The 25529-nt window shown below is 69.5% G+C and carries 14 protein-coding genes, 1 pseudogene and 2 CRISPR repeat arrays; of the genes and pseudogenes, 9 read left to right on the top strand and 6 right to left on the bottom strand.

Annotated features, from left to right (window positions below):
• Positions 1 to 6 precede the first annotated feature (6 nt).
• On the bottom strand, positions 7 to 2244 hold the full coding sequence (locus tag O7615_RS30215) for a discoidin domain-containing protein (protein ID WP_278181191.1): 2238 nt from the start codon (positions 2242 to 2244) through the stop codon (positions 7 to 9).
• A gap of 209 nt (positions 2245 to 2453) precedes the next feature.
• The gene (locus O7615_RS30210) at positions 2454 to 3653 is read right to left on the bottom strand and encodes an ROK family transcriptional regulator (RefSeq protein WP_278181190.1); all 1200 of its coding nucleotides are present in this window, start codon (positions 3651 to 3653) and stop codon (positions 2454 to 2456) included.
• A gap of 137 nt (positions 3654 to 3790) precedes the next feature.
• On the opposite strand from O7615_RS30210, the gene O7615_RS30205 reads away from it, so the two are divergent.
• From O7615_RS30205 to O7615_RS30190, 4 genes are all read left to right on the top strand, one after another.
• Complete coding sequence (locus O7615_RS30205; protein ID WP_278181189.1) at positions 3791 to 5086, top strand: sugar ABC transporter substrate-binding protein; 1296 nt, start codon at positions 3791 to 3793, stop codon at positions 5084 to 5086.
• Between the two features lie 65 nt (positions 5087 to 5151).
• Positions 5152 to 6138 (top strand): sugar ABC transporter permease, encoded by a 987-nt coding sequence (locus O7615_RS30200; protein ID WP_278181188.1) that lies wholly within the window; start codon positions 5152 to 5154, stop codon positions 6136 to 6138.
• Complete coding sequence (locus tag O7615_RS30195) at positions 6131 to 6970, top strand: carbohydrate ABC transporter permease (protein WP_278181187.1); 840 nt, start codon at positions 6131 to 6133, stop codon at positions 6968 to 6970. Before O7615_RS30200 ends, O7615_RS30195 begins: the two co-directional genes overlap by 8 nt.
• Positions 6967 to 8382 carry a GH1 family beta-glucosidase gene (locus tag O7615_RS30190; RefSeq protein ID WP_278181186.1) on the top strand — a complete coding sequence of 472 codons (1416 nt, stop codon included), beginning with the start codon at positions 6967 to 6969 and terminating at the stop codon, positions 8380 to 8382. Before O7615_RS30195 ends, O7615_RS30190 begins: the two co-directional genes overlap by 4 nt.
• A 149-nt stretch (positions 8383 to 8531) precedes the next feature.
• On the opposite strand, the gene O7615_RS30185 is transcribed toward O7615_RS30190, so the two are convergent.
• Positions 8532 to 9887 carry an NF041680 family putative transposase gene (locus O7615_RS30185; RefSeq protein ID WP_347405119.1) on the bottom strand — a complete coding sequence of 452 codons (1356 nt, stop codon included), beginning with the start codon at positions 9885 to 9887 and terminating at the stop codon, positions 8532 to 8534.
• Positions 9888 to 10138: 251 nt separating this feature from the next.
• On the bottom strand, positions 10139 to 11254 hold the full coding sequence (locus tag O7615_RS30180) for an FAD-binding oxidoreductase (protein ID WP_278181185.1): 1116 nt from the start codon (positions 11252 to 11254) through the stop codon (positions 10139 to 10141).
• Between the two features lie 309 nt (positions 11255 to 11563).
• Between O7615_RS30180 and O7615_RS30175 the strand changes: the two genes are divergently transcribed.
• Positions 11564 to 12115 carry a GNAT family N-acetyltransferase gene (locus O7615_RS30175; protein ID WP_278181184.1) on the top strand — a complete coding sequence of 184 codons (552 nt, stop codon included), beginning with the start codon at positions 11564 to 11566 and terminating at the stop codon, positions 12113 to 12115.
• Here O7615_RS30175 and O7615_RS30170 read toward each other — a convergent pair.
• Positions 12112 to 13746: a hypothetical protein gene (locus O7615_RS30170; protein ID WP_278181183.1), complete on the bottom strand. Its 1635-nt coding sequence runs from the start codon at positions 13744 to 13746 to the stop codon at positions 12112 to 12114. The two genes, O7615_RS30175 and O7615_RS30170, sit on opposite strands and share 4 nt — an antisense overlap.
• Positions 13747 to 13896: 150 nt before the next feature.
• Positions 13897 to 14412: direct repeats of the CRISPR family, unit length 28 nt; unit sequence GGATCACCCCCGCGTGCGCGGGGAGCAG.
• A 315-nt stretch (positions 14413 to 14727) separates the two neighbouring features.
• On the opposite strand from O7615_RS30170, the gene O7615_RS30165 reads away from it, so the two are divergent.
• Entirely contained in the window at positions 14728 to 15024 is a 297-nt protein-coding gene (locus O7615_RS30165; RefSeq protein ID WP_347405109.1) for an NIPSNAP family protein, read from the top strand.
• On the opposite strand, the gene O7615_RS30160 is transcribed toward O7615_RS30165, so the two are convergent.
• Positions 15021 to 18578 carry a hypothetical protein gene (locus O7615_RS30160; RefSeq protein ID WP_278181181.1) on the bottom strand — a complete coding sequence of 1186 codons (3558 nt, stop codon included), beginning with the start codon at positions 18576 to 18578 and terminating at the stop codon, positions 15021 to 15023. The genes O7615_RS30165 and O7615_RS30160 overlap by 4 nt on opposite strands.
• A 191-nt stretch (positions 18579 to 18769) precedes the next feature.
• Positions 18770 to 19712: a CRISPR direct-repeat array (repeat unit 26 nt; unit sequence ATCACCCCCGCATGCGCGGGGAGCAG).
• A 289-nt stretch (positions 19713 to 20001) separates the two neighbouring features.
• Here O7615_RS30160 and cas3 point away from each other — a divergent pair.
• From cas3 to casB, 3 genes and pseudogenes are all read left to right on the top strand, one after another.
• Positions 20002 to 22922: pseudogene (cas3, locus tag O7615_RS30155) on the top strand (CRISPR-associated helicase Cas3').
• 240 nt (positions 22923 to 23162) lie between these two features.
• Positions 23163 to 24839, top strand: a complete 1677-nt coding sequence (gene casA / locus O7615_RS30145; RefSeq protein WP_278181179.1) for a type I-E CRISPR-associated protein Cse1/CasA — start codon at positions 23163 to 23165, stop codon at positions 24837 to 24839.
• Positions 24836 to 25528: a type I-E CRISPR-associated protein Cse2/CasB gene (gene casB / locus O7615_RS30140; RefSeq protein WP_278181178.1), complete on the top strand. Its 693-nt coding sequence runs from the start codon at positions 24836 to 24838 to the stop codon at positions 25526 to 25528. Before casA ends, casB begins: the two co-directional genes overlap by 4 nt.
• The last annotated feature ends 1 nt before the right edge of the window (position 25529 follow it).

Raw genomic sequence — 25529 nt, 5'->3', positions numbered from 1 at the left:
TTCGGCCTACGGGAACGTGGTCAGGTACGCCACCTGGTTGGCGGTGTTGACCGTGTTGCCGGTGTTGTTGATGATCCGGTTGATGGTGCCGACCCCGCCGAGGGAGACCGTCACCATGTTGGTGAACCGGACGTTCGGGTTGTTCGGCACCTCGAAGGAGCGTTCGGCGACCACCGCCGGGTTGACGTTGAAGTAGGCGTAGCTGCCCAGCCCCCACGCCTGGTGGCTGGTCACCGAGTCGGCCACCTTGTACGCGGCGTACCCCCGGGTGGAGCCGTTCATCCAGGCCGCCTGGTTCGGTGGGTCGTACGGCAGCTCGTTCTGGTAGAAGTACGTCCGCCCGCCGTTGCCGTTCCAGATCGTCTGGTACTTCTGGTAGTGCTCGACGAAGAGGCCGTACATGGTCACGTTGTTGCCGTTGACGATCAGCCCGGTGTCGGCGGTGTTGACCGTCCAGCCGACCCCGTCGCCGTGGTCGGCGCGCCACAGCCACATGTGGTCGCCGATCACGTTGTGGCTGTTGACCACCAGGCTGGTGGTGGCCCGGCCGACGCCCGGCCCGCCGATACGGAAGAAGACGTCGTGCAGCGAGGTCGGGTTGGCGGCGTGGCTGGCCGAGGAGCCGGCCGGCCCGACCTCCATGAGTACGGGGGAGTTGGTCGTGCCGGCCTCGAACATGATGCCGGCGACCTTGACGCCGTCCACGTCGGCGACCCGCATCCCCACCGTGCCGTTGTCGGCCTGGATGGTGGCCAGGCCGAGGCCGAGGATCACCGTGTTGGCCCGGTTGACCTGGATCGGTTCGGTGATGCGGTGCACGCCGGGGGCGAACAGCAGGTTCTTGCCCTGGGCGAGCGCGCTGTTGATGGTCGCCGCCGAGGTGCCCTGCCGGACGATGAAGAAGTCGGCCAGCGAGATGGACGAGCCGGCCGGGGTCTTGTTGTACCAGCTGGTGCCGGAGGAGTTGCTGCGCAGCGCCGGCACGAAGACACGGTATTCACCGGTGCCGTCGACGTAGAGGAACGGCTTCTCGCGGACGACCGGAGTGGTCGGGATGACGGTGTGCGACGGGTTGGGGAAGCTCGGCGCCGGTGCGCCGGCCACGCCCTGGAACACCATGTTCCACACCGAGCCGGTCCAGCCGTTGCCGAACTCGCTGTTGCGCGAGTACCACTGCTGCTGCGAGCCGGAGACGACCAGCCCGTCGATGCGGGTGTCGGCCATCAGGCCGCCGCTGGACCAGCCGTCGCCGCCGTTCCAGAGCTGGATCTGGTTCTGCGCGCCGCGCAGGTGCATCCGCCGGTACGGCGCGGCTTGCGACACCGCCCACCGTTCCACCTGCACCCCGGCCGGCAGGGTCACCGACAGGTTCTCCGCGGCCCGCCAGAAGTTCTGGGTGGCGTTGCCGCCGAACCAGAACGCCTCCGCCCGGACGTGCCCGTTGAGGTTCACGTCATCCGGTGACATGCCCAGGCCGGCGACCTGGGTGAAGAATCCGAGGTTGACGTCGGCGGTGTAGTTGCCCGGCTTGAACAGCACGGCGTAGCGCTGCGGGCCGAACTGGTTGGTCTCCTGCTGGTTGAAGATGGTGTTCAGCCGGCTCTGGATGGTGGCGGTGGGGGTGGCCGGGTCGAACACGAAGGTGTTCGGGCCGAAGTTCGGGTTGCGCGGGTCGGTCGGCTCGACCGGGTCACCCGGTCCGCCGCCGCCGGTCTCGCCGTAGACCTGGAACTCCCAGAGCGAGTAGCCGTAGCCGGTGGCCCGCTGGGTGCCGTACATCCGCACGTAGCGGCCGGCGCCGTTGACGGTCAGCGTCTGGGTGCCACCGGTGCCGTTGGTGGTGCTGTAGACGGTGGTCCAGGAGCTGCCGTTGTCGGAGGTCTGGATCTGGAAGGCGCGCGCGTAGGCCGCCTCCCAGACCAGGGTGACCTGGCTGATCGTGGCCCGGCTGCCAAGGTCGACGCGGAGCCACTGCGGGTCGCTGAAGGCGCTCGACCAGCGGGTGCCGGTGTTCCCGTCGACGGCGGCCGAGGCGGGGAAGGCGTCGCCCTCGGTGGAGGAGGCGGTGGCCGGTCGTCCCTGCGAGAGCAGGACCGGCGCGGCCTGGGCCGGCGCCGCACCGATGGCCGGGACCAGGGTGGCCACCAGGGCGGTGACCAGTGCCGCGGCGAGCCCGGCACGCCGGCTCCGGGTGGTCGGTCGGCGGCCTGGAGTGGATGGTACGGGGAAAACGGGTGGTGTCATGACGTCGCCTGTCGGTCGAGGGCTGCTGACGTCGGGCGCGACGGGGTTTCGGGACGGGCGGGCTGCCGCACGGTGACGCCGCCGGGTTGGCATCGTCGTGGGGACCGCTTGCCGCAGAGTGTTGCGGCGACGTTGCGGCCACGTCAAGACATCGATCTATAACTTCGTAATTTATCCCGAAAGTCGTCTTTGCCGGATGATGGGCCGACTCAGCGGCGGACGCCGCCGTTGGCGAGCAGGCGCGCGATGGGCAGGGTGGCCGCGCCGAGCGCGACGGCGTCCACGCCGAGGCGGCACAGCTCGATCGACGCCTGGGCGTACGGCAGCCGCAGGGCCTGGCGACCGGCGGCCTCGCGTACGGCGGGCAGCAGGTCGCCCAGCGCCATCGCCGCCCAGCCGCCCAGCACCACCCGCTCCGGGTTGAACAGGTTGATCAGGTTGGCCACCCCGGCGCCCAGGTAGTCGGCCGTCTCGTCCAGCACCCGCCGTGCGGTCTCCGACCGGTTTGCCGCCGCCACCAGCGTGGCGAGCTGGGACTCCTCGTCGTCACCGGGCACCGCCCGGCCGCGTCGCGCCTCGCGGTAACGGTCGATGATCGCCTCGGCCCCGACGTACGCCTCCAGGCAGCCCCGGGCCCCGCACCGGCAGGGCCGACCCCCGTACACCAGCGTGGTGTGGCCCCACTCGCCGGCGCTGCTGGAGGCGCCCCGGTAGGTGACCCCGTTGGTCACCACGGCCGCCCCGACGCCCGAGCCCACCAGGGCGAACACGGCGTGCCGGGCGCCTCGCCCGGCGCCGAACCACATCTCCGCCTGGCCGAGGGTCTTGGCGCCGTTGTCGAGGTGCAGCGGCAGGTCGGTGCCCTCGGCGATCAGCCGTTCCAGCGGCACCCGGTCCCAGCCGAGGGTCTGCGCGTCCACCACCGCGCGGGTGCCCTGCTCGACCACGCCGGAGACGCCGATGCCGACGCCCAGCACCCCGGCCCGGTCCGCCCCGGCGTCGGCCAGCACCCGGTCGATGCCGGCCAGCACGTGCCCGGCCACCGTCGCCGGCTCGGTGCCGCCGTCCTCGAGGGGATACTCGACGCTGGCCAGCAGGGTCATCGCGAGGTCGAACAGCTCGACGCGTACCCGGGTCTCGCCCACGTCCACGCCGACCACGACGGCGTGGCGCGGCACCACCCGCAGCATCATGCTCGGCCGGCCGCCGTCGGACTCGGCGGCGCCGGCCTCCATCACGAGACCCTCGTCGATGAGGTCGCCGACGACGTTGCTCACCGCGGGCTGGCTCAGCCCGGTGCCGCGCACCAGATCCTGCCGGGTCAGCGGCCCGTCGAGGAAGATCCTGGACAGCAGGGCAGACCGGTTGCGTAACCGGACGCTGCGATTCGTCGCCCGCGCCAGCTCCACGTGTCACCTCATCCCGTCGGCCGCCCCGGCGACTGTACGACCCGTGCTTGACGACCTCCCGCCCAACCATTTTAATGACGACATTAATTAAGCCGTGATGTAACTTCCCCCACCACCACCTTGAGAAGGGGCAGACCGTGTCGAGACGACACCTCGCGATACTCACCGCGGCCGTCCTGGCCGCCGGCTCGCTGACCGCCTGCGGCTCCGGCGAGGAATCCGGCGAGGGCGGCAAGACCCTCACCTACTGGGCCAGCAACCAGGGCGCCAGCCTGGAGGCCGACAAGGAGATCCTCCAGCCCCAGCTGGACACGTTCGAACAGCAGACCGGCATCAAGGTCAACGTCGAGGTCGTACCCTGGTCCGACCTGCTCAACCGGCTGCTCGCCGCCGCCACCACCGGGCAGGGTCCGGACGTGGTCAACATCGGCAACACCTGGTCGGCGTCGTTGCAGGCCACCGGCGCACTGGTCGAGTTCGACGACGCCACGCTTGACAAGATCGGCGGCAAGGACCGCTTCGTCCCCGCCGCGCTCGCCGCCGCCGGAGCGCCCGACAAGCCGCCGGCCGCCGTGCCGCTCTACAGCCTCGCCTACGCGCTCTACTACAACAAGCAGTCCTTCGCCGACGCCGGCATCACCGCCCCGCCGACCACCTGGGAGGAGCTGGCCGAGGTCGGCAAGAAGCTGACCGGTGACGGCAAGTGGGGCTTGGCCGTGGAGGGCGCCAACCCGTCCGAGAACGCCCACCACGCCTTCACCTTCGGCCAGCAGTACGGCGGCGACTGGTTCGACGCCGCCGGCCAGCCCAGCTTCGACACCCCGCAGAACGTCGCCGCCGTCAAGCGCTACATCGACCTGATGGCCGTCGACAAGATCGTCAACCCCAGCAACGCCGAGTACGCGCAGAACCAGTCGGTCTCCGACTTCGCCAACGGCAAGGCCGCCATGCTGCTCTGGCAGGCCGTCGGCGCCAACCTCCAGTCACAGAACATGGCGGCCGACGCGTACGGGGTGGCCCCGGTGCCGTTCCTGGCCAACCCGCCGGCCGGCGGCAAGCAGGTCAACAGCATGGTCGCCGGCATCAACATCGCCGTCTTCAAGCACACCGGCAACCTGGACGGCGCGCTGGAGTTCGTCAAGTTCATGACCGGCGACGCCCAGCAGGTGACGCTGAACAAGACGTACGGCTCGCTGCCGGCGGTCAGCACCGTCGCCGCCGACCCCGCCTTCGCCGCCGACGAGCAGAAGGTGCTCGCGCAGACCCTCTCCACCAGCGCGGCGCCGCTGCCGCAGGTGCCCGAGGAGAGCACCTTCGAGACCCTGGTCGGCACCGCCATCAAGGAACTCTTCGCCGACGCGGCCAGTGGTAGGCCGGTCACCGAGGACAGCGTCCGGGAGAAGTTGACCCGGGCCCAGCAGCAGATGCGCTGACCACGGACCGCTGGCCGTGGGAGGCGCCGCCGACCCTCCCACGGCCAGCCCGCGAAGGGAACCGAATGGCAACCACCACCTCGCCGCCCGCCACCGCGCCCGGCCGCCCGCCGGCCCCGGCCGGCACACCCGCCCGGCGGCGCCGCCGCCGACCCCGCCGGTCGCTGCTGCCGTACCTGCTGCTCGCCCCGGCCATCGCACTGGAACTGGGGATCCACGTCATCCCGATGCTCGTCGGGGCGTGGATGAGCCTGCTGGAACTGACCCAGTTCCACATCCGCGACTGGTCCGGCGCGCCCTTCGTCGGGCTGGACAACTACCGCATCGTGCTGGACGTCAACTCCGCCGCCGGCGCCGAACTGCTGCGCTCGTTCCGGATCACCGTCATCTACACGGTCCTGTCGGTCGGCCTCTCCTGGGTGCTCGGCATCACCGCCGCCGTGCTGCTGCAACGACCGTTCCGGGGCCGGGCCGTGCTGCGCGCGCTCTTCCTCACCCCGTACGCGCTGCCGGTCTACACCGCCGTGATCACCTGGACCTTCCTCTTCCAGCGCGACACCGGCCTGGTCAACCACGTCCTGGTCGACCAGCTGAACCTCCTCGACGACCGGCCGTTCTGGCTGATCGGCGACAACAGCTTCGCCGCGCTGCTGATCGTCTCGATCTGGCGGACCTGGCCCTTCGCCTTCCTCTGCCTGATGGCCGGCCTGCAGAACATCCCCGGCGAGATGTACGAGGCCGCCGCGATGGACGGCGCCGGGTTCTGGCGACGGCTGCGCTCGGTGACCCTGCCGATGCTGCGCCCGGTGAACCTGGTCCTGCTGCTCGTGCTCTTCCTCTGGACCTTCAACGACTTCAACACCCCGTACGTCCTCTTCGGCGGCTCCGCACCGGCCGAGGCGAACCTCATCTCGCTGCACATCTACCGCAGCTCCTTCCAGACCTGGGACTTCGGCACCGGCTCGGCCATGTCCGTGTCGCTGCTGCTGTTCCTGCTGCTGGTCACCGCCGGGTACCTGCTGCTGACCAACCGACGGAGGAACGATGCGTGAGACCGCCGCCGAGCGCTGGGCGCGCCGGATCGTGCTGACCCTGCTCGCCGGGTTCGTCCTCGTCCCGCTCTACGTGATGGTCAGCTCGGCGATCAAACCGTTGCAGGACGTCCAGGCCGCCTTCACCTGGTGGCCCCGACGCCCCACGCTGCAGGCGTTCGTGGACATGTGGTCGACCGTCCCGCTCGGCCGCTACCTGCTCAACAGCCTGCTGGTGGCCAGCGTGGCGGCGATCTTCTCGGTCGCCGTGGCGATCTTCGCCGCGTACGCGGTCAGCCGGTACCGGTTCCGGGGCCGGCAGATCTTCTCGGTCACCGTGCTCTCCACCCAGATGTTTCCCGGCATCCTCTTCCTGCTGCCGCTGTTCCTGATCTACGTCAACCTCGGCAACGCCACCGGCATCGCGCTCTACGGCAGCCGTACCGGCCTGATCATCACGTACCTCACCTTCTCGCTGCCCTTCTCGATCTGGATGCTGGTCGGCTACTTCGACTCCATCCCGCGCGGGCTCGACGAGGCCGCCCAGGTCGACGGCGCCGGCCCGCTGCGCACCCTGTTCCAGGTGGTGCTGCCGGCGGCGGTGCCCGGCGTGGTCGCGGTGACCGTGTACGCCTTCATGACCGCCTGGGGCGAGGTGCTCTTCGCCTCGGTGCTGACCAACGAGCAGAGCCGGACCCTCGCCGTCGGCCTCCAGGGCTACTCCACCCAGTTCAACGTCTACTGGAACCAGGTGATGGCCGCCTCGCTGGTGGTCAGCGTGCCCGTGGTCGCCGGCTTCCTGGCGTTGCAGCGCTACTTCGTCGCCGGCCTCACCGCCGGAGCGGTCAAGTGAGCCCGTCCACCGCGAGAACCGAGGAGAAACCGACCGTGCCGGACCTGTCCACGCTGCCGCCCGACTTCCTCTGGGGGGTCGCCACCTCGGCGTACCAGATCGAGGGTGCCGTGCGCGCCGACGGCCGCAAGCCCTCCATCTGGGACACCTTCTGCACCCAGCCGGGGGCCATCGACAACGGCGACACCGGCGAGGTCGCCTGCGACCACTACCACCGGTGGCCGCAGGACGTGGCGCTGATCCGCGGCCTCGGCGTCGGCGCGTACCGCTTCTCGGTGGCCTGGCCCCGGGTCCGGCCCGACGGCGTCGGCCGGGTCAACCCGGCCGGTCTCGACTTCTACGACCGGCTGGTGGACGCCCTGCTCGCCGCCGGCATCCGGCCCTACGCCACGCTCTACCACTGGGACCTGCCGCAGGCGTTGCAGGACCGGGGCGGCTGGCCGCGGCGGGACACCGCCGAGGCGTTCGCCGACTACGCCGCCGTGGTCGCGGCCCGGCTCGGCGACCGGGTGGCCGACTGGTGCACGGTCAACGAACCGCTCTGCATCGCCTGGATCGGTCACCTCGAAGGACGGATGGCCCCCGGCGAGCGGGACCTGACCCGCGCCATCCCGGCCGCCCACCACGTGCTGCTCGGGCACGGCCTGGCCACGGCCGCGATCCGGGCCAACGCCGCCCGGCCCGCCGCGATCGGCCCGGTGCTCAACCTCAGCCCGATCGACCCGGCCAGCGACCGCCCCGCCGACCTGGCCGCCGCCCGCCGGCTGGACGGGCACGTCAACCGCTGGTGGCTGGACCCGCTGCACGGCCGTGGCTACCCCGCCGACATGATCGCCACCTACGGCATCGAGCCGCCGGTACGCGGCGACGACCTCGCCGTGATCGCCGCACCGACCGAGTTCCTCGGCGTCAACTACTACTTCCGGCAGGTGGCGGCCGACGACCCGGACGGCCCCGTGCCGTACGCCCGGCAGGTCCCGGTGCCCGGCGCCACGCACACCGCGATGGACTGGGAGGTCAACCCGGCCGGGCTGGAACGACTGCTGGTCGAGGTGAGCGAGGAGTACGCCCCCGCCCGGATCCTGGTCACCGAGAGCGGCTCGGCCTGGCCGGACCGGGTCGCCGCCGACGGCACCGTCACCGACGCCGAGCGCACCGACCACCTGGAACGGCACCTGGCCGCCTGCGCCGCAGCGGCCGGCCGGGGCGCCCCGCTGGCCGGCTACTTCGCCTGGTCACTGCTGGACAACTTCGAATGGGCGTACGGCTACGACAAGCGCTTCGGCCTGGTGCACGTCGACTACGACACCCAGCAGCGGACGGTCAAAACGAGCGGCACCCGCTACGCCGAACTGATCCGCGCCCACCAGCAGCGCACCGCGACGGCCACCCCCGTCGCGGTGCGCGGATAAACGGGCCGACGGGGCCCGGGACGCCCCGGGTGCCGCGCCGGGCGGCACCCGGGGCACCACCCCACCTCCGCGGCCTCCCGGGTTCCCGGCCCGTGTTCATGATCCGTGCAGTTTCCCTGATACTGCTGCCTCGATCGGGAGTTGGCGATTTAACGCTTCGTGCGTCTGCGTCGCTTGATGATCGTTTTGTGGCGTGGGGTTGGTTGCTGGTTGCGGCTGCCTCTTGGTCGTCCTGGTCCTGGTCGGGAGGGTTTCGGCGGCTTGGCTGGTGTGGGTAGGTGTGGGTGCAGGCTGCGGAAACCTCGTCGGACCCGGTAGGGAGTCAGGGTGGTGGTGGTCAGGGGTCGTTCCCAGGGCAGGCGTTGGTCGGTGATCAGGGTTCGGGCGAGGCGGAGTTGGGTGTGTGCCGCCGCGACGATCCAGGTCCACAGGTCTGCTTGGCTGGGATGACGCACTGCTGGGGTGGTCCAGGCGAGGTGTTGTTTGATGAACCGGTTGGTGTGTTCGATGGCGAATCGGCGTAGGTAGGCCCGCCAGATCAGGTCAAGATCGATCGGGTCGGGGCCGGCGGTCCACAGCCACAGGGTTTGTGGGGTGCTGGCCTCGACGGTTCGGGGCAGGCTGATCCGTACGACGGTGCCGCGGATGATCGGGGCGGCCAGACCCTTGGTGTTCTTCGCTGCCCACCGGCGTCGGGGGCCGGGTTTGGGGTGCAGCCCGGTCCATGCTTGGACGTGGATCGGGCCGTGGGTGTCATCGACGGTGTGCATCTCGTGGGTGGGGTCCGGCCAGGTCGTGGGGTCAGCGCAGGCGAATCGATCGCCATGCTGTTTGGGTCGGCCGGGACTGCCGGGGGTCTTGGCCGGCGGGTCGGCGTAGAAGACCCGGTCCCGGCGGATGCGTCCGATGATCCGGGCAGGGGCGTGGGGATCGGACGCCACCCGAGCTGTCGCGGTGATCGGGCAGTAACCGGCGTCCAGGCAGAACACCGGCACCACACCCGGCCGCCGGCGGGCCAAGCCCCGCACCACAGCGCTCATCTGGCCACACGCCACCTCGGTGGCGTTGTCCTCAGGGTCCACCCGCACGACATCGACCGGCGCCGTCCAGGAATCCGGCGTCGCGGACACCTGACAAACCCACTGATACGCCCACCCCGGCACCACCCGCCCCCGCCGATCGCCACCCGGATCAGGCACCCGACACATCCCCCGCCGCGGCGAACACCCCGCCTCCGGACGCGGCCACGCCGTCACATCCACCGCGAACACCGGCCACCACCCCGGCAGAGCACCGATCAGCAGATCACGCACCGCCGCGACGTCCACCCGCCCCCTCGACAACGACGCGTACACACTGCCCCACCCCCGACGCAGCGCCGGCTCCAACGTCAGATACGGCAACGACGCCAACGAACCCGGCGTGGTCAACACCGCATCCGTCACCTCGAACAACGTGTCCGCCCACCGCGTCAAACACTGATACCAACCCTGACGGAACTCCACCAACCGGTGACGCTCACCCCCGGTTGCTTCCCCACCCACACCCGCATGACCCACAATGACAGCCACGGCCACCGCCCCACATCGAAGATCTTGGTCGATCCCGATGATCAGGCGGTGGCCGCCCCACGTCACGCCAACACACCGAACGAACCACACGCCACCTCCACCACCCCCAACCCACGAGTTAAATCCTCAGTCGGGAGTTGAGGCAGCAACATCCCTGAAACTGTGCGGATCTTGATCGACGGCGACTATGACGGGGCGGGGGCGGGGGCGGGGGCGGGGTGGAAGGTGAGCGGTAGGTGTAGGTCTTGCGGGGTCACGCCGGTGGCAGGCAGCGACACGCGGGCCGCTTCGATCAGCGAGGGCGGGCCGCAGACGACGAACGCCTGCCCCGGCCGGTGGTGGTAGCGGGCGACCGTGAGCAGGTCACCCCGGGCGGCCGGCTCCACCGCCGGGTCGTGCGAGAAGGCCGGCACGACCGTGAGCCAGCGACGATGGGCACTGGCGAGCTTGTCGAGCGCCACCGCGTCGTAGAAGTCGAACAGGGTCCGTGCCCCCACCACCAGGATCACCCGCCGCCCGCCCGGCGACACCGCCACCTGCTCAACCATCGCCCGCAGCGGCGCCAGGCCGGTCCCGCCGGCCGCCAGCAGCAGATCGGCCCCACCACACGCCGCCACCGACAGGCCGACATCCACCGGCGGCCCCAGCCACCACGTCTCGCCCCGGGTCACCTCGTGGACCAGCAGCGGCGAGACGACACCCGAGGTGACCGCGCGAACGTGGAACTCCACCGTCCCGTCCGGACGAGGAGCATTCGCCGGAGACAACCACCGCCACACCCCCGGCAACCGTGGCGTGCACACCGGCACCGCCTGACCCGGCGAGTACCGCAGCCGTCGCAGCGGCCGGACCGTCACCACCGCCACCCCATCGGCCGCCGCCGCAACCGTCACCACCTCAGCGACCGTCACCTGCGGACCGTCACCGACCGTCCCCGCGGCTCGCTCCACCAACCGAAACGCCCGACGACACCCCCGCTCCCAGCGCTCCGCCGACCGCGGCCCCCGGGCCCCACCCGAGAACCGGTGCACCGTGTCCACCAGCGCCGCGCTGACGGCGGTGGCATGGTACGGCTGGAGCCCGAACCGCCGGTACATCCGCCCCAGCACCGCGAGCGCCGCCCGCCGACCGGCCGGATCGTCCCGGCCCGCGACCACCTGACCGAGCGTCGTGAAGAACATCGGCGCGTACGGGGGCGGCAGGAACCGCACACTCCGATCCTCCATGAACGACCAGAAATGATCGGTGGCCCGCTCATACACCCCGCGAACCGCCACCCACGCCAACCCCGGATCATTCATCGGGCAGACCCGTGAACGCTGGGCCACGCATTACAACTACGGCTGTGGCCGGTTGTGCGGCCAGCGAGGACGCCGGCCGCCCGGCAACGGAAACCATCATGCTCCCCATCTCGGTACGCCTTTGCCTGCGTATTCGGTGGGTCCACCATCTGGCGGGCGAGAGAAGGAAGCCACCCCATTGTTTCGTGACTCTCCGGAGCAGTGAGTCCCGGTCCAACCGGGATCGTCGACTTCACCCGGTAGGCCGCGCGCATTTCTCCCTGCCGCGCGGGGAATGATGGAAGTCCGCAGGACCGTATGGTTACGGGCATGACGGACGTGACGTACACCCGGGCGACCGCAGACACCGCCGCTGGTCTGATGGACGAGCTGTGTGATGTCTACGCCGACGCCTACGGCCACGTGCCGGGCGAGGACAGCGCCGTAAAGACCAGCGCCTTCCGTGACCGTGCCACCGGCGCGCTGGGCGCCCGCAACTACGAGGTGGTGACGGCTCGGGCGGGTGACGAGCTGGTCGGTTTCGTCTTCGGCTACAGCCTGCGGCAGGAGCGGGACTGGTTCGCCGGCCTCGACCCGGCCCCCGAGCCGGGCTTCACCGACGAGCGCGGTGGCCAGCGGACCGTGGTGCTGGCCGAGATCGAGGTGCGTCAGGCGTGGCAGGGCAAGGGGGTCGGGCGGCGGTTGCACGACGAGTTCCTGACCGGCCGTGGCGAGGAACGCGCCACGCTGTCGGCTAACCCAGCGGCGACCACGACCCACGCACTCTACGAGAGGTGGGGCTGGCAGCGGGTCGGCACCGTTCCCGGCCGGCCGGGCGCCTACTACCGCGAGTACGTCAAGTTCGTGCGTCCGCTTCGCTAGCCGGCGGGCTGTGATCGGTAGGCGCGGATTGCCTGGTCAAGTTCCCGCACGCCGCGTGTGCGCCGCCAGGGGTCGAGTCCGCGCCGCAGCTCCTGTACCCGCTGCTCGATGCGGCGGGAGGAGTTCATCGAGGTCAGTTCCACGACCTCGGTGATGGCCCGGCAGGCCAATCCGATGTTCTGTTGGCGGGCGAACGCCTCGGCGCGAAACAGTAGCCGGAATGACCGCTCATGCAGGTTCCCCTGGTCGCTGAGGCTCAGTGCTCTGTCCGTCGCTGCGAGCACCTTGTCTGCCTGATGGAACTTCAGCGCGTTCTGGGCGCTGGTGCTCCAGAAAAACGACTCGTCGTAGAAGTACCACCACGACTGGCGAGGGCCGTTGTCAGTCAACGCTGTTTGCAGGGCGGCATATTCGCGGTCGAGGAAGTCCTGTGACTGGCTGGCCTGCCCGTCGGCCGTCAACGCGCGCACGGCAACATCGGCAGCATAGGCGCGGGCGTAGGGGCTGCCGCTCTGTTCGGCCCACGACGCGGCGGCAACCGCGTGATCGATGCCCACCCGAGGCTTGCCCTGCCAGGTCGCCAGGTGACTCATCGTGCACAGGACGTAGGTCACCAACTCGACCGCCCGCGCCTCGTGTGCGGCGGCCCGCGCATCGTCGTACAGGCGCTGCGCGGCGGCATAGTCGCCCATGTTGAAACACAGCCACCCGGCCAACTGGGTCAGCTCGGCGTACGCCGCCACCGCCCGATCACGTGCAGCGCCAGGCGGAGCCACCCTCGCCTGCTGCTCGGCGATCCGCCGATAGGCCAACGCGCTCGGCAACGTCGAACCCGCCCCGAGCACGTCACCCTGCTTACGCAGGTGGGGCATCATCGCCTCGCAGTGCGCCAGCGTCGCCGGATCGAACCTGCTGACCTCCGGCACCGACGCGGCGCTGGCGCGTTCAGCCCCGCCCGGCAGCTCGATCAACGGCGCCGCTGCGGCAACCGCCAGCGCGGCCGTCAGCTTGCCCAGCATGTCCCGACGGGCCCTGGAGTGCGGTATCCGTTGCATCCACATGACAATGACCTGCGCCAGCTTCCCAAAGTCGATCTCCTCGGGCCGGTGGAACCGGCCGATGGCGTCCACTGTCGGTGGAGCCCCCGCCTCGGTGCCGGTACGCCGGCCGAGCAGATCGTGAAGCAGGGTCTCTGCCTCACCGGGCATGATGATTCCATCCGTGACGTCGGTGGTCGAGCGTGAGGAAACCGCTGCGGGCGTGCGAGCGGCGGCGTCAAGATGACGGAAGCTGGGCAGGTCGGCCACCAGGTCGGCGACGCTGCATTCGTAGATCTCGGCGAGGCGTGCCAGATTCTCCTGCGACGGCGAGTGCCCGCTCTTGCCCGGCCAAGTCTCCCAGTAGGAGAAGTTCTTGAGGGTCTTGGGCTCGTGCGGCCAGCGCCGATTCCATTCCTCGGCTGCCCGTGCCTGGCTCCATCCCCGCACCGTCCGCAATGCCACGCGAGGATTGAGCCGGAATTTCTGCTGGAAGATCTCGGCAGCCTCAACCCAGGTCTTTCCCGCCGATCGCAAGTCGGCAGCAAGACACGCCTGCTGCCGACGTAGGCTCTCCGACCTTCCCTCAGACACGCCACCATCCCCGATCCCGGTCACACCCATCGACGCCCACCACCGACGTTACGCATTCGACCATCACCAGGGAACTTCCCCACGACACAGGGAATCGCGGGTCGACCGGTGTGGCGAGGGCGTGTCCGGCAGCATCGGGGTCGCGCGCAGGGAGCATCCCCGCGTGCGCGGGGAGCAGATGCCTCGAATCCCTACGATCAAGCCGAGCTTCGGATCACCCCCGCGTGCGCGGGGAGCAGGTCAGCAGCATCCGCACCGGAAACCGCAGCACGGGATCACCCCCGCGTGCGCGGGGAGCAGACTCCCACCGCGGCCGTCGACCTGCTCGGCGAGGATCACCCCCGCGTGCGCGGGGAGCAGTAGAGCTGGGGTAGGTCGGCGATCTTGCAGATGGGATCACCCCCGCGTGCGCGGGGAGCAGACCGCCAGCACGCACCCCGCGACCACCCACACCGGATCACCCCCGCGTGCGCGGGGAGCAGGGACTGGTCGAGCCGCGCCGGTTCAAGGGTACGGGATCACCCCCGCGTGCGCGGGGAGCAGCACGCTGGCCACCACCACGTCCGCGTCGACCTCGGGATCACCCCCGCGTGCGCGGGGAGCAGAGACAACGGGATCTCAATCAATGGAAATCACCGGGATCACCCCCGCGTGCGCGGGGAGCAGACTTTCTGACCTGCGGCTCTAGAGATCAAGTGTGCTGTTTTCCTTCACTTTGTATCGCAAGATCGCCAGGCTCCTCTGCCGTTGGACTGGGTTCGGATCTGTCCGAAGCGGTGGAGGCTTCGGGTTCACCGTAGCGGGTGGCAATGGTCGGTGTGTGGCGCATGTAGCTTCTGAGGTCCGGCGCAAGGATCGTGTGTGGAGCGGGCGCCGACAACGATGCGTGTCATCGTAGGGGATCACCGCTGAGTACGCGGAGAAGCAGGCTGGCCACGGCGTTGAGCGCCACGACCTGCGGCTGGACACGATGGAGGTGTTGTGAGGACTGTGCAGATCCGCACCTACAGCGTACGCAAAGGGCGGTTGGACGAGTGGGTGCGGGCGTGGCGGACCCTGGTGGTGCCGTTGCGGCGGGAGTTTGGTTTCGAGATCCACGGTTCGTGGGTGGATCGGGAGCGCGATGCCCACATCTGGGTCATCTCATACGAAGGGGGGCAATCCTTTGCGGAGGCGAACGCTGCCTACTGGGCGTCGCCGCAGCGGGAGCAACTCGGTCTGGATCCGACGGAGTTTCTCGTCGGTGAGGAGGTTCGTACGGTCGAGCAGGTGCTTTAGTCACCCTCGTTGACCGGGAGCAGGTGGGCGCGGCGTTCGTCGGCGGTGAGCGCCCGGAACACCCGGTGCCGCGCGGCGCGGGTCAACGCCGGAAGGTCGAGGTTGACGGGCCAGATGCGGGCGCTGGCGTCGGCCGAGCCGGTGACGACGTGCGCGCCGTCGGCCAGCCAGGCCACGCAGGTGACAGCATCCCGGTGTACGCCGATGACCTGGCCGTCGTCGTCGGCCCGGCTGTCCCAGCGGCGTACGGTGCGATCGTCCGAGCCGGAGGCGAGGTAGCGGCCATCGGGGGAGTAGGCGATGGCGCGTACCCGCCGATCGTGGCCCGTGAGGACCCTGGCCGGCGCGTTCTCATCGGTCAGGGACCAGACGCGGATGGTCCAGTCTGCGGAGCAGCTGGCGACGTGGCGTTCGTCGGGTGCCCACGCGATCCCGTCGACGTAGTTCTGATGGCCGGCGAGCAACCTGCTGGTGGCCGGATTCTCCATGTCCCAGATGCGCAGGGTGCGGTCGTCGGAGCCGGAGGCGAGGTAGCGGCCGCTGGGGGACCAGGCGAGCGCGCCGATCCAGTCGGTGTGGCCGCGCAGGAAGCCGACGACGGCTCGGGAGCGTACGTCGATCAGGTGAATGGTGTTGTCCTTCGCCCCGGCGGCGAGACGAGATCCGTCGGGCGAGTAGGCCAGGGACTCGAACTCGACGCCATGGTCGACCAACACGTCGATGCTGGAGCCGTCGAGCAGGCACAGCGAACCGTCCTGCGCTGCAACGGCCAGCGTACTCCCGTTGCTTGTCAGGGCGGTGACACCGGCGGCTGCGGTGTGGGTGTGGTCCTGGAGGCGTCCGTCGCGGTGCCAGCGGCGGACGGTGCCGTCGGAGGAACCTGCCACGATGCGCCCCTTCCCGTCGACAGCCAGCGCGGTGAGAGGCGCACGGTGCCCGGCCAGGAGGAGCTGTTCGGCACCGCGCGGGCGCAGCGCCCAGATCCGGGCCGTGGCGTCGGCGGAACCGCTCAGCACCCGGGTACCGTCCGGGCTGACCGTCGCGCTCCAGGCCGTATGCTCGTGCCCGCGCAGCTCGGCGACCTCCCGCAACCGGCCGATGTCCCAGATCCGGACGGTGCCGTCGCCGCAGGCAAGGGCGACCTGCTGGCTGTCGGGCGTCCAGGCGATCGACCAGATGGTGTCGCGCTGACCGCCGATGGCGCTGTGCTGAGTACCGGTGGCCGCATCCCAGATCCGCACCGTGTGGTCGGCCGATCCGCTGGCGATCCATCGCCCATCCGGGGAGAAGGCGACGGCTTCGACGAGGTCGAGGTGGCCATGCAGGGTACGCGCCGGGTGCCCGGTGGCCGGATCCCAGACGATGAGGGTCTTGTCGTGGGAGGCGGTGACCAACCGGGTCGAGTCGGGTGACCAGTGAACGCCCCACACGTCGGAGGTGTGACCGTTGAGGGTGCTGTGGACGGTCCAGGTGGCGGTGTCCCACAGGTGGACGAGGCAGTCGCGGCTGGTGGCGGCCAGCCGGGCACCGTCGGGCGAGAACGCCACGCCACGCGCATAGTCACCGCACGCCAGGACGGTGACCAGCGCGCCGTTGGTCGTGTCCCAGATTCGTACGGTGGTGTCTCTTGACGCGGTAGCAGCCCTGGTGGCGTCGGGAGAGAAGGCGATGGCCTCCACCATGTCGGTATGGCCGCGGAGTACGGCGTAGGCCGTGCCGGTGGCCGCATCCCACAACCGAGCCGTGCCGTCGCGGGATGCGGTCGCGATCGATCCCCCATCGGACGACCAGGCCACGCCCCGGACCGCGTCCCTGTGCCCGATCAGCACGGCCTCGACGTGGCTGAACGCCAGCGCAGACATCAACGCCTGCGCGGCGGCGGGGGTGAGGGGACACTCGGTCAACGCGGCCGTGGTCAGCAGGACGGCCAGCTCCGGGTAGCGGTCGACGTTGGTCAGCGCGTAATGGCCGATCGACTCCGACACGCGACGCAGGAAGGCGGTGTCGCGGCGGCGGGATGCGTCGACCAGATCCTGGGCGGCCGGGCTGTCCTGCCCGGCGGAGCGCATCGCCTCCAGCCACTGCCCAGCCAACACCAGCCGGTCCCCGCTGAGCAGATAGTCGGGGCTGCGGCCGGAGCGCTGCCAGTCCGCCGCCCACCGCTCCAACTCCGCACGCCGCTTCAGCTGCTCCGCCCTCGTCTCCACCTCCTGCCGCAGCGGTGCCCACTGCCGGAACAGCGCCTCGTGCGCCACCTGCACGTACGGGCCACCGCCACCGCCACCGTCGTCGTCATCGGCGGCGGCCGAGGTCAGTAGCCGGGCATCGGTGAAGACATCCACAATCTGGCGCTGCTGCGGGGAAAGTTCGGTGAGCGGCACCCGACGCCGGGTGGGTTCTCCACCGTCCATCGACACCAGGCGCAGCAGGGTGGAGAGGATCAGCGCGACGTCGTACCGCGTCCGCAGCTCGGCCAAGACGGTGTCCGCCTGCCGCGATAGCGCGCCGGCGACCCCACCCGACTCCTGGTATCTCTGCCCGGTGACCATGTTGCCGGGGCCAACCGCCAGATACAGCTCCTGCAACAGGTATGCCAGCAGCGGCAGCGCGTCGGGAGTGCCGGTCTCCTCGACGATCTCGTCGACCAACCCCGGCTCGAAACTCATCCCCGCCAGCCGGGCCGGTTCCTCGATGACGCGTACCAACTCGCTCGGACTCATGGTGCCCACGGCGAGCGGCGAGGCCAACAACTGCGCGTGCTCACCCGCGAGCAGATCGGCCAGGAACTCGATGCGCAGCGTCGCGATCACCCAGAGCCGACGGTCCGCGCCGAGGGCCGTGGCAACCTGGTCAAGAAACAGTCTCCGCTCGGCTGAACCCGACAGGGTTACCAGTTCCTCCATCTGATCGACGATCAGCAGCACGCGGCCGTGCCGGTTACCGGCCCTGACCCGCCAGGCGCGTACCACCTTGGCGAGAGCGTGACGATCCGACCACATCTCGCGGAGCGCCGCCTGCCGCTGCCCGCCGATCAGGCTCGCCGCGAGCGCGGCGAGTCGCCCGACGGGCTCGCCGGCCGGGGCCAGTGACGCGAGCACCTGCCACCGGTGCCTGCGCAATCGAGGCACCACGCCAGCGTGCACCAGCGACGACTTGCCACTGCCGGACGCCCCGGTCACACAGACGAAACGGGCCGTCGGGTCCGACGTGAGCACATGCAGGCGGTGGACCAACTCCGCGGCCAGGTCGTCGCGGCCGAAGAACACCGCCGCATCCTGCTCGGTGAACGCCGCCAGGCCCGGGTAGGGCGAGCGGTCACCACCCCAGACCGGTTTGGGGGTACGAGGGTTCTCCCACCACAGGACCAGCGCGTTGCCGCCGATCAGTGCCAGCAGCAGGACGATCAGTGCGGGGCCGGCGATGGCCTCTACCCAGGTGAAGATGCCCGAGTTGGTTGCGGCATCGGTGGCGAGGCTCGTGGTGACTTCGAGCAGTACCGCAGCGACCAGCAGGGACAGTTGCAGGGTCAGTGACGAACGCCGGCCGTGCCGCAATCTTCCTCCCCCGAGTGTCATCTGCAGGCATTCACGGTAGTCGACCGAGTGCTGTCGGTGACAGGCCGGAGATCGGGGGTATTCGAGCCGATACAGCGGTGGGGTGGTGCAGTGTCGGCGGTTGGGATCACTCCGGCGCAGGGACCAGGGGCGACGTCACTTACCCAAACGCATAATCGCACGGATGGAGGGATCACCCCCGCATGCGCGGGGAGCAGCGGGTTGACACCCAGCCGGAATCGGCCGACTCGGGATCACCCCCGCATGCGCGGGGAGCAGCTTTTCGGGCACCCGTCGGACGCCTCACCGGTGGGATCACCCCCGCATGCGCGGGGAGCAGTCGACCGGCACCGCCCCCAACCCCGAGTTGGCCGGATCACCCCCGCATGCGCGGGGAGCAGGGGTCGAGCAGCGGGCATCGGGCGCAGATGGCGGGATCACCCCCGCATGCGCGGGGAGCAGCTCGGCATTGATGTGCCTGAGCCCGCCGACGCCGGATCACCCCCGCATGCGCGGGGAGCAGCGCCGCGACGAGTCGGGACTGGTGCTCGCCGCAGGATCACCCCCGCATGCGCGGGGAGCAGCCGGCCACCGGCGGCGGCAACCCGACGCTGACCGGATCACCCCCGCATGCGCGGGGAGCAGTCCTCGACGACACGGAGCTGATCCGGGACGCGAGGATCACCCCCGCATTGCGCGGGGAGCAGCTGCGCTACCAGGGCCGCCGCCACGGCCACCGGGGATCACCCCCGCATGCGCGGGGAGCAGGGTTTCGCGCACCGGCCCGACCGGTCGCCGACGCGATCACCCCCGCATGCGCGGGGAGCAGGGGCCCCCCGGTGAGAGTTGCCAGAAAGCCCGGGTATCACCCCCGCATGCGCGGGGAGCAGGGGCTCCACATCTGCCGGCAGATCCGCAGCGTCTCATCACCCCCGCATGCGCGGGGAGCAGGGTCCCGCTGACTCCGTGCATCTGCGACAGGTCCCATCACCCCCGCATGCGCGGGGAGCAGGGTGAGCACCGACCCGGAGGCCGGGGCGACGAACGATCACCCCCGCATGCGCGGGGAGCAGGGCTGGTGACGCCGGTGACGTTGGTGTTTGTGCCGATCACCCCCGCATGCGCGGGGAGCAGGGGCTTCGTGACCTGGGGTGCTAGAGATCATCCTCCTGGTTTTCCTTCACTTTGCTTTGCAAGATCACCCTTTGGTCAGGTTGGACTTCGTGCTCTCCGTTGATGTCGGCCGGCCCAGCGTACCGGTCAGGTGATCCGAGCCTGCCGGTCTGGAGTGAGTGAGCTACACGGCTCGGGGCAGAATCGCCCAACCTTCGGCGAGGCCGTATCCGGCGAACCCGAGCCGCGTTCTCGATGCTGCAGACCCTTCATGTCCGAGCGATCGCTGTTGGAAGTGGATCTGACTCAGATGTCGTACCCCTCTGTTCTCATCTCGACCGTGGTTGACCCGCAGAGCCTCAGTGAGAGTGCCCGTCTCGTCTGGGGCAAGACGAACCGCGATCGCGGTTTCTGGCTTCCGGCCTACCGGCACTTTGCCGACAGCGCCGACGTGGCAGGGCTCCTGTGGGATGTGTGGCTATCGTCGGTAGTCCGCCAGCGGATTGCGGAGCCGCTGCCCGACGGAGCCGCCGACGGGCGCAGGCTCGTCCAGTGGCTCGCCGGCATCCACGACATCGGCAAGGCCACCCCGGCGTTCGCCTGGCAGGTTCCGCATCTCCGACAGTCCATGCAGGCCTATGGGTTCCACTTCGACGTCCAGGTGGAAAAGAATCGCCTGTACGCACCGCACGCGGCAGCCGGGCACCTCGCTCTGGTCGACTGGCTGACGGCCCGGCACGGATGGACGCGGACCCAGGCTGGGGCGTACGCGGTCGTGGTTGGTGGCCATCACGGGGTGCCGCCGACCGACGCCGACCTCAAGGATATCCGTGATCGGCCCTACCTGCTCGGAGTAGATGGGCTCTGGCCCGGCGTCCGGGACGAGTTGCTGTCCTGGATGAGCCGGTACGCCGACGTGACCAGCCGGTTGCCAGCCTGGCGGGAGGTGGCGCTGCCGCAGCCGGTTCAAGTGCTGCTGACCGCGGTGGTGATCGTCGCCGACTGGATCGCCAGCAACGAGGATCTTTTCCCGTACGGGTTCCGGCAGGAGGACGCCCCCGACCGGCTCGCTCAAGCATGGGACGAGTTGGACCTGCCCACTCCCTGGCAGGCCGTCGATGTTACTGATCTCGATGTAACGACCATATTCTCCCGGCGCTTCGAGATGCCGTCCGGAGCACGGCCGTACCCGGTGCAGGAGGCGGTGGTGGCGCAGGCCCGGGTCATGCCGCTGCCGGGCCTGCTGATCGTCGAGGCCCCCATGGGCGAGGGCAAGACCGAGGCGGCGCTGGCGGCTGTGGAAATCCTTGCCTGGCGTACCGGAGCGGGTGGATGTTTCGTCGCGTTGCCCACCCGGGCGACCAGCGACGCCATGTTTAATCGGATGCTGACCTGGCTCAGTCGGCTTCCCGATGCTGACCTGAACCGAGGCGCCCGGGATGCAGCTCTCGCCCATGGAAAGGCGATGCTCAACGACGAGCTTTCCCGGCTTTACCGGGGCGTGCTGCCCAGCGCCATCGGCGAGGATGAGGGCGGGCCGGTTATCGCCGCTCACGGCTGGCTCGCTGGGCGCAAGCGCAAGCTGCTGTCCAGCTTCGTCGTGGGAACCATCGACCAGTTGCTCTTCGCGGCGTTGCAGGCGCGGCACGTTGCCCTACGGCACCTCGGGCTGGCCGGCAAGGTGGTCGTCATCGACGAGGCCCATGCCTACGACGTCTACATGAGCCAGTATCTCGATCGGGCCCTGGAATGGTTGGGTGCGCACGGTGTGCCGGTGGTCGTTCTCTCCGCGACCCTGCCCGCTGACCGGCGGGCCGACATGATGCGGGCATACGATCAAGGCCGGTTTGGCGTCCAGCCCCGCCGGGCCGTTGGGCGCCGGCACGGTTCGCCGGTTGGAGGGCGCGACATCCCCGACGATTACCAACTGCTGCGCGAAACGCGTGACTATCCACTGCTCAGTGTCTCGGGCGTGGAACGGACTCCGACCGCGGTTGGATGCGCGGCATCCGGACGAAGACTCGACGTGCGGTTGGAACGTACGGATGACGATCTGACCGCCCTCGCCGAGCGGCTCCGGACCGATCTCGCCGACGGGGGTTGTGTCCTGGTCGTCCGCAACACCGTCGCCCGGGTGCTGGAGACCGCCGATGAGTTGCGGAGGCGATTCGGGCCCGCGACACCGGTCACTGTGGCGCACTCCCGCTACATGGCCGCCGACCGGGCGGTGAAAGATGCCTGGCTGCGGGACACCTTTGGCCCACCCACTCATCTTGCCAAGCTGGGGCGGAACCGGCCGGCGTGTCACGTCGTCGTGGCCAGCCAGGTCGCCGAACAGTCCCTGGATATCGACTTCGACCTGCTGGTGACTGACCTGGCGCCGGTGGACCTGGTCCTGCAACGGCTCGGCCGTCTTCACCGACATCGGCGCCCCGGCCGGCCCGCCCGGTTGTCGCAGCCACGGTGCTTGGTGACCGGGGCGGATTGGACTACAACTCCTCCCGCCCCGATCGCCGGCTCGCTCAAGGTGTATCAGCGTCATGCCCTGCTACGCGCCGCAGCTGTGCTGCTGCCGTACCTCGACGGCGAGCGTGCGCTCCGCCTGCCGGAGGACATCGCTCCCCTGGTGCAGAGTGCATATGGTGTGTACCCAGTGGGCCCGCCGTCGTGGCAAGCAGTCCTGGCGGAGGCCGCGATCCTGGCGGAGAACCATGCCAGCGCTGCGCGCCGTCGTGCCGACACCTTCCGGATCGGGCCTGTCGGGCGGACGGGTGCATCCCTGGTGGGCTGGCTCGACGCCAGCGTCGGCGACACCGAGACGACGAGCGGCGTGGGCGGGCCCACGTCCGCGACGACGGCGCCGAAGCCCTGGAGGTGCTGCTTCTGGTGCGCCGGGGCGAGAAGTTGGTGACCCCGCCGTGGCTCGACCGGGGTGGCGACGTGGAGGTTCCGACTGACTTCGAACCGCCCCGGTCGGTGGCCCGCACGGTGCTACGGTGCGCCCTGCCGCTGCCCAAAGCGATCACCGCCAACGGCGGCATCGACCGGATTATCGCCGAGTTGGAGGCCCGGAACCCTCTTCCCGCCTGGGAGAGGGACCGGCTGCTCGGCGGTGAGCTGGTTCTCGACGTCGACGAGCAAGGCCGGAGCCGGCTTACCGACTTCATGTTGACCTACGACCCCGACAGCGGCCTCCGGGTAGGGAAAGCCGACCGGTCGGTAACCAGCTGACAACTGTCTGATACCAGACATGGGTGCGATCATGTCGGCCGGAGCGAGGCTCTTCATTGCTGCTCTGACCTGCTAAAACCCTGCCTACGCAGGGAGCATTGCGCTTATCCGTAGCGAAAGTGGATCACCCCACCGGATGGCAGGAGGGTCTAAAGTCTACGACGTCTCCACGGCGGGCCTTATCCGAAGCGAAAGGTTCTGCTGCACCGTTACTGCTGGCTATCGCGACGGAGAAATCTCATGTCGGAACCCGATGCCTCTTTCTCACTGGTTGAGGAGCCCTGGATCCCGGTGCTTGATCTCGTCGGTCGCCGTCGCCTGGTCTCCTTGGCCGAGGTGTACGGCGAGGCGGCGCGACTGCGGGCGGTCGTCGGTGATCTGCCGACGCAGACGGCCGCGATCCTGAGGCTCCTGCTTGCGATCCTGCACCGCGCGGTCGATGGTCCCGAGGATGAGCACGCCTGGCAGAACCTGTGGAAGCTGCCCGACCTGCCGACCGGAGACATCGTCGACTATCTCGGTGGACACCGGGACCGGTTCGATCTGCTGCATCCGGTGACGCCGTTCTACCAGGTCGCAGACCTGCACACGAAGAACAACGAAGTGTTCGGCCTAGAACGGCTCATCGCCGATGTGCCGAACAACGCGCCGTACCTGACCACCCGCCTTGGGCCCGGCCTGTTACGGCTGACCCCGGCCGAGGCCGCCGTCTGGCTGGTGCACTGCCAGGCGTACGACCCCTCCGGAATCAAGTCCGGTGCGGTCGGCGATGACCGGGTCAGCGGCGGAAGGGGCTACCCGATCGGACCGAGTTCCTGCGGCTCCCTCGGGTTGGTTTACCTCGAAGGTCGGACACTACGCGAGACCTTGCTGCTCAACCTGGTGAGCCTCGACAGTGTCTACCTGCGACAGGATCCGGAGCACGACTCCCCAGTCTGGGAACGCGACCCGCACGGCCCAGCCGAGGAGAGGGAGCGGGATCGTGGCCCGTACGGCCTGCTGAACCTCTACACCTGGCAGTCTCGCCGGATTCGGCTCTTCGGTGACCAGACCGGGATCACTGGCGTCGTGATCGCCAACGGCGACCGGATCGCATGGCAGAACTTGCACCACCAGGAGCCGATGAGCGGCTGGCGGCGCAGCCCCACCCAGGAGAAGAAGCGAGGATTGTCGCCGGTCTATCTTCCTGCCCAACACGATCCGACCCGGGCATTATGGCGAGGGCTGGCCAGCCTGCTGCCCACCTTGGCCGGCGGACCGGGGGGCGACGCCCGTGAGCGGCGGCCACCAGCGGTCAGCCAGTGGTTGGCGCGGCTACGGGCCGAGGAGCTGATCGACGACCGGGACCGGGTCACGACCCGCGCGGTCGGAGTGCTCTACGGCAATCAGGCGTCGGTGGTGGACGAGGTCTTCCAGGACGCCCTGACCATGCCGGTGCGCGCCTTCGAGCCGGACGGCCCGCTCGCCACCATCATCAAGGACAGCGCCGCTGACGCCGAAGCCACCGTCAAGGCACTGCGCCGGCTCGCCACCGATCTCTGCCGCGCCGGCGGTGGGTACGGTGACCGGGCCGAGGATCCACCGGCGCTGGCGGGTAGCCGCGCCGCTGAGCTTGCCTACGCCGAGCTGGACCTGCTGTTCCGGCGGTGGCTGGGCGCCCTCGGCCCAGATGACGACCCGACCCAGGCACGCATCGACTGGCAGACCCGGGCGAAGCGGTGCATCGTCCGGCTCGGCGAGAACCTGGTGACTCAGGCCGGACCGGTGGCCTGGGCCGGCCGATACGTCGACAAAGAAAAGAAGAAGCATCTCAGTAGTCGGCTGGCGGACCAGCAGTTCCGTACCGCCCTGCGCCGTGTCTTGCCATTGGCTTCCGTGCCCGAGACCTCATCCATCCCACAGGAGGTGCCGGCGTGAGCACCACGGCCCCACTAGACAGCGACACCCCGACCCTTGCCGCCAAGCGTTACGCGCGTCGCCGTGGATCCTTCGGCGGGTACGTCGCGAACCGGGTCAGCCGGTTACAGGGTGGATACCTGAACGAGGAGGCCGGTGCTGTCGCCGCCCTGGCCCGGCTGCGGACCAATGTCGGTCGGGAACCCGGTGCCGACTTCACCACCTTGGAACAGACCCGGGTCCGGGACCAGTACCTCGGCGATTGGGTCACCGACGACCCCACCCGTACCGAACAGGCCATGCACACCGCACTGACGCTCTACGCGGTGCACCAACAGTCCATCCGCGACGTGCGGATGCACCAGGACGGCTACGGCCTGGGTGTCGCCGTCAGCATGCTCATCCCGAGGATGGCCAGCGCCGAAGCGGCGCATCGCCGGTTTGCCGCCCTCGGCACCGCCACCAGCTACGCCGCCGTCATCACCCACCTGCGCAGCCTGATCCGGCTCCTGAGGAACAAGCGGATCCCCCTCGACTACGGCGTGCTGGCCGAAGATCTGGTCAGGCTGCAACAGCCCGGCGGGCCAGCACAGGTACGTGGCCTGTGGGGGCGCGACTTCTACCGCCAGCCGGAGCCCGAGGACCGCCAAGACGACGGCACCACCGATCCGACCGCCGACATCGACCGCGCCGCCGCCGAGGAGGAGTGAC

It is taken from the genome of Micromonospora sp. WMMD1082 (assembly GCF_029626175.1).
GTDB lineage: Bacteria > Actinomycetota > Actinomycetes > Mycobacteriales > Micromonosporaceae > Micromonospora.
This window is presented reverse-complemented; position numbering and strand designations above follow the sequence as displayed.